Here is a 12,767-nt window from a genome sequence, read left to right on the forward strand (position 1 = left end):
TGTACAACTTTTTACTCATATTTATCAACTTAAATTAATTCCGCCAACGGGTTAGTTAAATAAAAATATAATGACGATATTAAGTTCCCGTGAGGGCCTCGGCCCAAGTATCCCGTGAGGGCGAACAAGCGGGAATGGATTAATATTAATACTAAAGTAATAAATTAAAGTTCATCCCTTAGTACTTCCGTGAGGAAGGAAAGCGGGAAAAGAATTAGCCCCGGTCGTTTATTCGATCGGGGCTTACTTTTGGGGAATCCACAGAAGAGAAAAAGACGGACTAATAAAAGACCGGCAACAAAGGTCACTAAAGTTTGCCGGGAGATTACACGAACAAGATTTCCGTATCCGGCAAGACAGCAGAGATATTTTCAATCGGATTGATGGAAATTTTAGCCGCATGTAACCATGCCAACTTTTGCTTTAATTTTTGCATCCAGACACTCATACGGGCTTTGTGTTCTTTTTCACCAGCAATGTCTAGTTCTATACAGGCAATAATGACTATCTTTTTCTGATTATCAAGTAGCAACTGATTAATCCGGGTAAAAAAATCCTCATCATTGGTCGAAAAACGAGCAGAATTAGTTACCGTGGCGATTGTGTCCCTAACTTTGACAGCAATCCTGCGCATTAATTCCTCGCCTTTTGCCTGAAGCACTTCCTGAGTCTCTGCATCGTGTGTATGCCCTCTGTAATTCTTTACTTCTACCAAAAACAACTGTCTGTTGTCATGAATACCTAAAAAGTCCACCGCTTTGGTAGGCTGCAAGGCATTGCTTACTTTTTTGTGCGCCAAATGTTCGTCGTACTTGACAACGTTCCATTTGGGAGATTGAAACTTGAAGTTTATGCCGCTTTCCTGAAAATTACTCATATTTGCTGATGAATTGTTGTTCCAAGTCGTAAAAGGCTGCATATTCCTCCAGAATCGGATTGCTCTGTATGCCTGCCAAGGTTTCGCTTTCCTCTACAATGATTCCCTTGCCTTCTTTTTTCAGCCCAAAGAATTTGACAGATACACCGGTGTGTTCTTTATACTCGGAATAAAGAGAAAGCGTATGTGTAAGCAAATAATCGTGTGTAGCGATGAAAATCTGCAAACCACATTCCTGAAGCACAAGGATGAACTTCGACACCACTTTGATAAGAGCCGGGTTCAAATTGGCTTCCGGCTCATCCCAGAACAGAATGGTGTTCGCATTAATTTCCCCATTCAGTATGAGGTATAAGATAGAGGCCAACTTGCGAAGACCTTCTGCCACCAAATGCGCTTCCATATTACCACTTTCCGTCTGTATATAGAAACGTCCGTTCATCTGCAGTACCTTGAACTGCAATTCCCGTTCCAACAACTCAACAGCCGGTCTCAACGGATTATCTTCAGACTCACGCAATACGGGGAGAGCCAATGCGTGTGCTAGATTGATGTAGGTCTGGTCGAATGAAATCTCACGCTTACTGCTCAAACCGATAAAACCCTCGAACAAAGAGAACATTTCACGAGGAGGGATGTAGATGAAATGACGGTCGTTCCACTTCTCGTCCGTTTCCAATTTCACAGTCGTCTTGGCTGCAGAGGAAAAGCTATATTGCAATACCTTGCTATCTATCGTAACCGCAATGTTCGCCCTACCGGAAGGTAGTCCTTTGCTGACCAAATTGCCGATGATGTCCGGCTTGAAATAATAGATCATATCTTCCGCCAAGATATACTCAAACTGCTCTTTGGAAGCAGAGTTCTTGCCGAGGAAGTCGTGACGTGCCTGCAAGGTGGCAGCCAAGCATTTAAGCACGTGTGTCTTGCCGGTACCATTCTTGCCGATGAGGACATTTACTCCTTCGGTGAAATCGAAACGATTGTTTGCAAAGCCCGTGAAATTAGTCAGTAATATGCTGTTAATCATTGAATATACCTCATTTTTAACTAAGTGTTCACAAAAGTAACTTAAAATTGGAAAGTAACAAAGTTGGATTCAAAAAAGTTACAGTTACCCAATGATGTATTCTATCCTCGGTAAACAAGATATAAGGACCACTACGTTTATCTCGTTGGCAAAGTAAGTTAACTTACTTGGGCATTTTAATTAGCTTACTTTGCCAACGAAGCTAGCTTACTTTGAAAGTAGGGTAATTCGGTATTAATGATTCGTCCCCTCGAATAAATCCTTTGAATTGTTGGATAAGCCATTCTTTAGCTTGAACTGGTTGAACGTATAGCTAAGGGTCAAGCCTATCAACGGGTAATCGGGCCGGATTCGTGTTTTGGAAATCAAGTTCGAGGAAGTGATCGTATTGACATAACGGGCCGTATTGAAGACATCCCGGAAAGAGAGGGTGGCCGTCAACTTCCGTTTGAAGAATTGTTGCCGTATCGCTAGGTTGACAAACCAGAACGACTGGGTTCTTCCTTGGGTGGTTACGGAAGGGCCTACGAAATTGCCGTCAAGCTGTATCCTTGTGTATTTCCCGGCCGTGAAAGCGTTGTTCCATGCGATCTCGTAATTGGTACTGGTCTCATTCTTCCCGTCCGTCTTATACTCGTTCTCTACCCGGTAGTGATAAAGGCTACCGTTTATTTGCGTATTCCACCAACTGGTGGCCTGCAAACTGCCCGATAGTTCTATTCCGGTGGAATAATCATGTCCCACGTTCGCCATGGAATCCAAGGTAACCCCGGCTTGGTAAGGAACCCGTAATCGTTCGATCTTGTCTTTGCGGGTTCGGTGGAATAGGGAGGCAGACAAGGCATTGTCGCCGGAAGTCAAGGAATAATTCAACTCGAAAGAATGAATGTACTCTGGGCGTATATCCGGGTTACCGATCTCGGCTGTATAGTAATCCTTGTAAGTGATGTATGGCTCCATGAAATAAAGCTCTGGTCGGGTCGTACGACGGCTGTAAGCGAATAGAAGCTTCTGATTTTGTGTGAGGTTATAACCGATATGGGCGGATGGGAACAACTCAAAACGCCTTTGTAGGCGGTTCGCCCAATCTTTGGAGCTACGTAATACTTGATGCGTATGTTCTCCCCGTAATCCTACTTGAAAATCAAAAGACCGGTAGCTATCCCCAACGATCGCATAAAGGGAGTTGATCCCTTGTTGGAAATAGAACGTGTTGTAAATATCGTCACGCCAGAAGAACTCTTTGGTATCCGGGTTCCAAAACTGCATACTATAATCGCCGTCTTCCGAGTATGAGAAATATTGATAACCCGCCTTGATTTGTCCGGTTTTGCTGTATGGAAATACATAATCGGCTTTCGCACGGACGGTCCAACGATGTTCGGCCTCCCACGCACGATGACCTTGCTGGCGTACGTTGTTTTTGTCGAACAGATCGCTTTGGAAATATTCCAGAGCGTCGCCTCCATATTTCAAGAAGAAGCTACCGCTAAGGTTATGCCCCTTATCATTGAACTTATGATCCACGGCCAGATTCCCTAGTCCGAAAGTCTCATGGATATCAAAGTCGTCAAGGCTCTTGAACTCTCCGTTCTCGAATTGCTCGCCATTAGCGGAACGTTCTTCCGTATATTCCAGATCTCCTTTTCGCTTGAGTCCGGCATATCCGCCTTCCGCGTTAATAGAAAAAGTCGTTTGTTTTTGCGTATAGCTCCAACCTCCGTTGAGAATATATGCGTAGCCGTTACTTTCACGGGGGCCATTGGAATAAGAAGTCGTTGTCGTATCGTTTACCAACGTCGTTTTCTCTTGGGTAAAATGACTTTTACGAAGTCGGTTTCCCACATAACCGCCTATACGCCATTGAGACGCCTTGTTTTGTCCGGTCAACAAGAAATCCAAGGTCCGGCTCCATACCGTATTCCCGCTTAGGTTGATTACTCCGCTCAGCCCTTCCCCGAAGTTCTTCTTGGTAATGACATTGATGATCCCGACATCACCCCCAGTATCATGTTGGGCGGACGGGGTGGTGATGATCTCTATATTCTGGATTTGTCCGGACGGGATCTGTTCCAAGGCTTGGGTCCCGGTAAATATACTGGGCTTTCCATCTACGTAGACCGTGAATCCGCTACTTCCCCGGAAGGTAACCTCTCCCTCGGCGTTCACCCGGATGGAAGGCGTGTTCTCTAGGATATCGACAGCGGTTCCTCCCGAGGAAAGCAGGTTGGAAGAAGCCTCGATGATCTTTTTATCCAGTTTATAGATGACTTGTTTCTTGTTGGCTACGACCTCCACTTCCTGTAAGCCTACCTCAAGCATTTGCATCGGGATAATACCCAGATCCTTGATCTGCTCTGTAAGGATAAACTCCTCTCCCATATAAACATCATATCCCAGAAAATGGATACGGATCGAATACGTTCCCGGTTTTACGGGCTGGATTAGAAAAGAACCGTTCGCTTCAGTCATAGCTTCTTCGACGATATGATCTCCATCATATAATACAACGTGAGCGTAGTCTAATGCCTTACGGGTGGTTTGATCGATTACGATTCCTTTAATACCCGGATTCGCATGGATAGATAGTAGCACGCTAAGGAATACTAGCGATAGAAAAAGTTTTCTCATATTTTACATTCGTTTTAGAATTGATACCGCAAAGCTAGGGAAATAGGGAGGGAGCGGGCCGGACATATGTTTCATAATACCGTACAAATCGTTCAATCTTTCTGTTTTCTGTGATTTTCACCCACTTAATCTTTATATTTGGGGCATTAATCGGATGAATGGATGAGAATATACCTTTTACTGCTGTTTGTACTTATGGTAACGAGAACGCAAGCTACCAACGTTATTTTTGACCGGATAACAATGGATAGCGGGCTTTCTTCTTCCTCGGTGACCTCTATTTTGAAGGATCGTACCGGGTATGTCTGGGTCGGGACGACTGAAGGCTTGAACCGCTACGATGGATATACGTTTAAAGTATTCTTGCCCGTACCGGATTGTCCGGAAAGTATACAAAGCAGTTCTATCGATAAATTATTCGAGGATTCAGATGGAGGTATCTGGATCTTTTTTTCCTCGGGTGGGATTAGCCGTTATGACAGAGGTTCGGATACATTTTTGAATTTCACGAAAGAATGGCTTCGACAACAGTTACGTGTGTATGGTAGTCCTACTTGTTTCTCGGCCTCCGTTCCGGGACATATCTTTATAGGTACGGAGAACGGGATGTTGGAGTATGATGCTAAAGAGAAGAAATTGGTACGCCTTTCGCCGGCGGGTTCGGTAGTCTCGTCGTCTCCTGTGAATTGTTTGTATTCGGCGCCGGATCATTCGTTTTGGGTAGGGACTTTAGCTGGTTTTAGTTTGTATGACAAAGAAACAAACCACTTTCAAGATTATACGATACGGACAAATGACCGGGAGGATATCAATGCCGGCAATTTGAATGGCGTTAACGCGATCTATATCGACCGGTTTGATTATATGTGGTTAGGTACGGGACGTGAAGGGGCTTTTCGTTCGCTTGATATGGGAGAGCGAGAGATCTTCCAATCTGTCGGTCGTGAGGATACTCGGGTATATCAATTCTTGGAGACCGGTGATGGTGATTTCTGGATCGGACATAATAAGGGGGTAAGCTTGATTAGCCGGATGAACCGGCTTGCCTTGCGATGTGAGCATTTCTTTGACCGGCCGGAGGATCTGGAACCTACGGGAGAATGCCAAGTGCGATCCATCTTCGAGAGTAAGGACGGAACGGTCTGGTTTGATGATAGCCGTTTCAATCAAGGTCTTTTTTATTATTCTCCGAAGGAGAGGAAAATGGGACAGTTGAGGAACGTGCCGGAAGACGCACATTCTATCAGCAGTAACCAGATTACCTGTTTGTTTCTGGATGACTCGGATCATCTGTGGGCGGGGCATTCCACGTATGGGGTGAGCCATGCGGATTTAACACCTTCCTTGTTTCGATATACCTTGGGATACACGGAAAAAGAGAATCTGTCTTCTCTTCATATCCTAGCCGTTTATGAGGATTCGGACCTGAATCTTTGGGTTGCGACCTCTAGGGGATTAGATCGGATTAACCATAAGACTTCCCGGGTAGATATGCGTTTTACCTTCTCACCCCGAAAAAGTCCGTCCTCTTTATCCGGAAAGATTATAGGTTCTATCCGTGAGGATTCGGAGCGGAACCTATGGATCAGTTATCAAGACGCCAACCCGGACCGGTTGAATCTGGATGATTTCCGAATCCGCCCTTTTATACCGGATTACCAAGTCTCTTATGATTATCCGATCAACTCGTTGTCGGAGTTATGTAACTTATGCGTGAGCGAAGAATCTTGGTTTTGGGGAGGAGCGGATGAGGGGCGGCTTCGGGTGTGGGATACGAAGACGAGAGCACTTATCACGTATCGATATATACCGGGTGAGATGAATCCCCTTGCGTCGAATCATATTCATTGTCTGTTTGTGGACTCTTCCGGTTATTTGTGGATCGGTACGAATGCGGGGTTGGATCAATACGACAAGCGAACCGGGCGATTTGATCATTTCACGGTACAGGATGGCTTATCGGGAAATATCGTACGAGGAATCCGTGAAGGTGAGCCGGGCATCCTGTTTGTCAGCACGAATAAAGGGCTGAGTCGCTTGGATATACAAAACCGGCATATCGTTAATTATACGACGGCAAACGGTTTATTATCGAATGAGTTTATGGGTGGCGCTTGCTGTAAGCGCAAATCGGGTGAACTTGTATTTGGCAGTAATGAGGGGATCGTTTCTTTTGATCCCGTTCAGTTAACGGACGGTTTGAGAAAAATACCTGAGTCTTTGCGAATCACGAACCTCACGATCGGAGACTCACGTGAGAAGCAAGGTTTACAGGTGGGTTTTATCGCGTTCGATTATTCTCATCCCCGTAGTATCCGATACCGGTATCGTCTGGATGGATATGATACGGATTGGCGGGAGGTGGACGCCAGCGATCGTACGGCTATATATAACCGCCTACCACCGGGAAACTATGTGTTTCGGGTGGAAACTTCCGGCAATGGTTCCTATTGGAGCGCTCCCATTACCGAACCTGTCAGGATCTTTCCTCCTTGGTGGCGGACGTGGTGGTTTATTTTGCTGGTATTCGTGGTTGTATGCGTACTGTTGTATATCGCCTATAAGAGCCGGGTGCGCTGGTATCAGCTTCGCCAAGCCGAGTTGGAGCGTAAGATACAAGAACGTACACGGCTGTTGAAACAGGCCAAGCAAGAACTGGAGGAAAAAGATGCGTTGAAAACTCGTTTCTTTATGAATGTCTCTCATGAGCTTCGTACCCCGCTGACGATAATCAAGGGATTGACGGAGGATCTGGAACGGCATTCCGGTTCAGAAGAATCTTGTGGAGATAAAGAAACTTTGCGTACGATCTCCCGGAATACCAATCGCTTGATTCGGCATGTCAATGAATTACTGGATTTATCGGTATTGACCCGGGGAGTTCCTTCCCCGCATATTGTTTGTGCGAATCTCAGTCGATTCTTAAAGGAGATTTCGGAAACCTTTATTCCTTTGGCCGATTCCTATAAAATCGTGTTTACGTATTCGATTGCCCCAGATATCTCAATCGCTTATTTTGACAAGAATATCCTAGAGCAGGTTCTATATAATTTACTGTCGAACGCATTTAAGTATACGCCGGATGGTGGTTCGGTAAGCTTTTCCGCTTTATTGGAGCAAAGCTCATCCGATGCGGTCATGACTTTACGAATTACGGATAGTGGAATCGGCATTCCCCCCGAATCGTTACCGTATATTTTTGATCAATATTATAAGGGGGAATCGATAGCGTTTCGCCGCTCGGAGAGTTCGGGGATCGGCCTTGCGTACACAAAAGAGCTATTGGAGTTACATAAGGCAACCATTCAATGTGAGAGTGAATTGGGGAAAGGTTCTGTTTTTACGGTTGCCTTGCCTATATCGGAAGAGGCTTATCCTGAGGAGTGGTTGGAGTATTCGGAACCTAAAATGGAAGAGGCATCTTTGCGGGAATTAGTTCCATTGGAAGGAACAAACCCGGTCCCGGAGAATCTACGACAAACGCTTTTGTTTGTAGAGGATAATGAGGATCTATGTCGTTATTTGATGAATGCTTTTCAAACGGATTACCGGGTCGTGATAGCGAAAAACGGAAAGGTCGGCTTGGAGAAAGCCATGGAGATCCTACCGGACGTGATTGTCTCGGATGTAATGATGCCGGTCATGAATGGGATTGAATGTTGCGAGGCTTTGAAAACGGATGAACGGACGGCCCATATACCGGTTATCCTATTGACTGCTTTAGCGGAAGAACGTCAACAATTGGAAGGGTATGGAGCCGGAGCGGATGATTATCTGCCTAAACCGTTCAGTCTTGCTGTCCTAAAAGCGAAGATCAAGAATCTGCTCAAACGTAGTGAGCAACTAAAGTTATATTTCAGGGATCGGTTCGACTTGCGTACTCCGGAGCAAACCATCGCCGATCCGGATAAGGAATTTGTTTCGAAAGTGACAAGGGTCGTTCTGGCCCATTTGCAGGACCCGGAGTTTGATGTAGAGCTTTTCTGTTCCGAGATGGCGATGAGCCGTGCCAGCTTATTTAGGAAATTAAAGTCTACTACTGGTTGCTCCGCTTCCTCATTCACCCGTAATATACGTATAAAGCGTGCCGCCGAGTTATTGGGGCAGCACGCTTATTCGATCGGGGAGGTAGCTGCTCAGGTCGGCTTCTCCGATCCGAACTATTTTACCCGTTGCTTTAAAGAAATTTACGGGATCACTCCGAGTGAGTTTATTCAGACTTCACCGAGTTCACAGGATTCTCATTCGCCGCTTGCCAGTTCCGGAAAGTAACGGTACCGATCGTAACCGAGAGAATGATTAGGAAAGCTACGATGAAGACCCAAAGATGGAGTGGTGTTTTATAAGCGAAATTCTCTAGCCACTGTTGTGTTCCCATCCATGCTATTGGGATCGAGATGATGAAGCAAACGGAGACGATCCGGATATAAGTCTTGTTGAACATCAAAAGAATCTGTCCGGTAGTCGCTCCGTTGATCTTGCGGATACCGATCTCTTTCCGGCGGTATTGCGTCTCAAATAGCACGAGTCCGAATACACCTACGATAGAGATCAAGATCGCCATTATTCCGAATAGGGAGATTAGTTTACCCAGTGTTTGTTCTTTCTGATATAAATTGTTTAAGATGGTGTTGTAGAAAGAGATCTCGAAAGGGAAAGTCGGATCGATCTCTTTCAATGTTTCCCGGACGTGGGCGACAGCTTCCTGTAAATTCGTTTTCGAATTGAAGCGGATATAGGATACCAATTTAGGATTGGGTATATCGTTATTCAATGCGAATACGAAAGGCGAACTTGCGATCCGGCAAGAGTTAAACCGAAAATCCTTGCTGACTCCTAGAACCGTACGATCATTGAAACGATCTCCGGGATGTAAGTGGAAATCCCGCTCTGCCGCCGGATTGATGATATAATCACTTTGTGCCTTGTTTAAATCCTCCCGTGTAAAATCCCTTCCTTCCTCTACTTGGATATCCATGACGGAAAGGAAATTCTCGGAGGCATAGAATACCTTGAAGAATACATCCTTATCTTCATGACGGGCATATTCGAGATCGATCATGTCATCTTCTTTCGATAATTCGTAGACGGAGAAGGCCACATCCTCTATTCCCGGATAATCTTTAAGTTTCTGGATATATTGGGGCTTATGCTTGGCGTAGATCTCCGGTGTCAGGTTCACGATGGCTACTTGGTCTTTATTGAATCCTAGTTGCTCGCTAGAGGTCATGAAATGGTTCTGAAGTCCCATGAATAAGGTGACAATAATCAAGGCGATCGATACCGTGTATTGGAAACCGATCAGGGCGACACGTACTTTTTTCCCTTTGGGACTAAGACCGAAAGAGCCCTTTAGTACCAAGGCTGGCGCATAGGAGGTACTTCGTATAGCTGGATAAAGTCCCGCCAAGCAACCCGTCAAGATAGCGATCAGTGCAGTGAGAAGGATCAGGCCTTTGTATTGACTAAGACGTATATCCGCATCTACCCAATTAACGATCGGTGTGTAAGACAAATCGTTTACGATGAATAAGGCGAGAATGTAGGATATCAAGCAGATCACGATCGATTCAATCAGTGAGATGGCTTGTAACTTATAGATGGAGCATCCTAATACCCGGTGCGTATTGATCGTTTTCAATCGTAGGGGAATCAACGAGGTTGTGAGATTGGTAAAATTGATTCCGGCGATGAATAAGATGAGGAAAGCGATACCCAGTAACACATAATTTGTCTCCCGGTGACCTTTCGGATTAAAGTCGAAAGTTGTATCATGCGTGTAATAAACTTCCTTTAAGGGGGTTAGACGTAATGCGATCTCTTGCGCTGAACCCATTTGGCTTTTAGCGAAATCGAAAGTCTTGTTGAAATGATCCAATACCTCCTCTTTATTTAGGGGATCGTCTAGCGTGACGTATATTTCGTTGGCATACATTTGCCAAGAACTTTTTAATAGATCCAGTTGGTCCATCGGGACGTAAATACGGTTTTGTACCGTAGTATTTCCCGGGAAATCCTTATAGACACCCCCAATAGTAAGTATCGTGGTACTTACAGGTTGCCAGCCACTACTGCCGGACATCCGGATACGTTTACCGATAGCGGATTGTTTGTCGAACAGCCTTTTGGCGACACTCTCCGGAATGAGTACGGAGCCGGGAATGGATAGGCATTCGACGGAACCTTCTTTCATGTGGAAATCAAAGACATCTGAGATATTGGGTAGACAAAGCTGGAAGTTTTCCTTAAAGACTTTCGCTTCTCCTTGATCGTCTACCTCGTCGATTTGGCAATACCGTTCTCCTCCGTAGAATGGATAACGGTAGGAGTAATCCGTGATATGAGCGGATGAGTTAACAAAAGCATCGCTAAACATTAGGCAATGGATGGCGTTATGCTCGAATTCTCCGTGATTTGCCTCTAGCCGGAAGGTTCGGCCCGATTTACTGTGCATGGCATCGTAATTCATCTCGTAATCCACCTGCATTACTATCAGGAGGAAGGCGGCGAAAGCGATTGTCAAGCCGAAGAGGTTTAACACGACGGCGGTCTTAAACCGCTTGAATAGATAAAGTAAGTTTCGAATCATTAGTTTCATTGTAACAGGTTTTAAATATATTCATTTTTTAGAAAAGATGCAAATAATGTGCCATCGATGTAACGTTCTGCTAATCATAAGATAATAGAAAAATGCTTAGAAACGATTGTGTGTGCCTTCGCACGGTGCACGTTCGCTTTCGCACGTTATTTGATTTTAATTCGTAAGTTCGCGGATGTTTTAAATACAGAAAGATAATTCGGAAATATCAGCATGGAAACTTCAAATAGACTCTGTTATTGGTTCCTTTTTTATAAAGACCAACTGTTGCTTCAGAAAGAGAATGATACGTATACCATCCCTTATGGCGAGAATCCCCCAGTTCCGGTTTCTCATACGCTAGAGGTTGATTACCGGGATGGACTTCCCGCACGTACGGCAGAATTGGATACTCCGGTGGAGGGGAATGACCGTTACGTACATATGGGGTTGCGTGCCTCTTGGGATTATATCTCGAGAGCGTGTTACGAGAAGGCGGGTAAGGCTTTTCAATTGCTTTATTGGGATAGCCATAGCCGTTTCTGCCCGGTATGTGGTACTCCTACCGTACAGACTACGTCGATCATGAAGCAATGTCCTTCTTGCAAACATGAGATTTATCCGACAATTTCAGCGGCGATGATCGTCTTGATCCGTAAGGAGGATTCGATTCTTTTGGTACATGCCCGTAATTTCCGGGGAACTTTCCATGGATTAGTGGCCGGATTCTTAGAAGTTGGCGAGACCTTGGAAGAGTGTGTGCGTCGGGAGGTCCGTGAGGAAACGGGTTTAGAGGTCGATAATATCACTTATTTCGGAAACCAACCCTGGCCTTATCCGAGTGGCTTGATGGTAGGCTTTGTAGCGGATTATGTAAGTGGGGAAATTAAGTTGCAGGATGAGGAACTAAGTTCTGGTGCCTTCTATACCAAAGATAACCTACCGGAGATCCCCCGTAAGTTGAGCTTGGCCCGTAAGCTAATCGATTGGTGGTTGGATCATCAATGAGGAGTCCTTTTTTGCGGCCTCTGCCTGTTGTCTTTCGAATTTCTTCCTTTTAGAGATGACATCCGGGGTAGGGAGGTTGCCGTAGTTTTGCCAAGTTCCGTTGCGTTTTGCGTTGCGTTTATGGACATATGTTTTCCGGCTGGTCATCCTTCCTAAATCGAAGGTAGCTAGTGAGGTACGACCACTGGACGGAGTCCTTTTCAATTCATCTAAGATAGATTGATAGACAGGCAGTATCTTTTTATACGGTGGATTATGTCGCCAGAATACCGATGGCGGTAAATCCTTCAATGCTACTTTTCGGTGTGTCGTATCGTCTTGTTGGATATATTCTGAGAAATCTTTGGTGATAGGGATATTGCTGGGAGCGGCCAGTTGAGGTTTCCCCATCGGTTTTCCCGGTTCCGGGTTGAGGAAAGAACCGCTTTGGATTGCTTTTTGGAATTCAGGGTTCAATTTGATGGAATCTTTGCCTGCTAATACATCCTTTAGCCAGATCGAATCTTGCTCAGTCCATTGCGCATAGCCTAAGTGTATATTTATACAGACGAAAAATCCAATCAATAGTGGTCTCATGAATGCCTGAATTGTTAATTGTGTTCAAAGATAGTCTTCCTTCTTTCTCCTCGTTTTTTCTTTCGCTT

Annotated in this window: 7 protein-coding genes; 2 read left to right on the forward strand and 5 right to left on the reverse strand. The window is 45.0% G+C overall.

The features are described from left to right. Positions 1–325: 325 nt before the first annotated feature. From DWY79_RS20700 to DWY79_RS20710, 3 genes are all read right to left on the reverse strand, one after another. Complete coding sequence (locus DWY79_RS20700) at positions 326–877, reverse strand: hypothetical protein (RefSeq protein WP_005867515.1); 552 nt, start codon at positions 875–877, stop codon at positions 326–328. Then, entirely contained in the window at positions 870–1,907 is a 1,038-nt protein-coding gene (locus DWY79_RS20705) for an ATP/GTP-binding protein (RefSeq protein ID WP_005867516.1), read from the reverse strand. Before DWY79_RS20705 ends, DWY79_RS20700 begins: the two co-directional genes overlap by 8 nt. 234 nt (positions 1,908–2,141) lie before the next feature. Then, positions 2,142–4,538: a TonB-dependent receptor gene (locus tag DWY79_RS20710; protein WP_122370281.1), complete on the reverse strand. Its 2,397-nt coding sequence runs from the start codon at positions 4,536–4,538 to the stop codon at positions 2,142–2,144. Between the two features lie 162 nt (positions 4,539–4,700). On the opposite strand from DWY79_RS20710, the gene DWY79_RS20715 reads away from it, so the two are divergent. Next, positions 4,701–8,810, forward strand: a complete 4,110-nt coding sequence (locus DWY79_RS20715; protein WP_121961538.1) for a hybrid sensor histidine kinase/response regulator transcription factor — start codon at positions 4,701–4,703, stop codon at positions 8,808–8,810. On the opposite strand, the gene DWY79_RS20720 is transcribed toward DWY79_RS20715, so the two are convergent. Continuing rightward, a complete protein-coding gene (locus tag DWY79_RS20720) occupies positions 8,749–11,136 on the reverse strand; it encodes an ABC transporter permease (protein ID WP_122370283.1) in 2,388 nt (795 codons plus the stop codon). The two genes, DWY79_RS20715 and DWY79_RS20720, sit on opposite strands and share 62 nt — an antisense overlap. Positions 11,137–11,349: 213 nt before the next feature. Between DWY79_RS20720 and nudC the strand changes: the two genes are divergently transcribed. Then, positions 11,350–12,123, forward strand: a complete 774-nt coding sequence (gene nudC, locus DWY79_RS20725) for an NAD(+) diphosphatase (RefSeq protein WP_005867521.1) — start codon at positions 11,350–11,352, stop codon at positions 12,121–12,123. Here the strand turns inward: nudC and DWY79_RS20730 are convergent. Then, positions 12,094–12,699, reverse strand: a complete 606-nt coding sequence (locus DWY79_RS20730) for a DUF4858 domain-containing protein (RefSeq protein WP_008772812.1) — start codon at positions 12,697–12,699, stop codon at positions 12,094–12,096. The genes nudC and DWY79_RS20730 overlap by 30 nt on opposite strands. Positions 12,700–12,767 lie beyond the last annotated feature (68 nt).

Source organism: Parabacteroides sp. AF27-14, assembly GCF_003635425.1.
GTDB classification, from domain to species: Bacteria; Bacteroidota; Bacteroidia; order Bacteroidales; family Tannerellaceae; genus Parabacteroides; species Parabacteroides distasonis.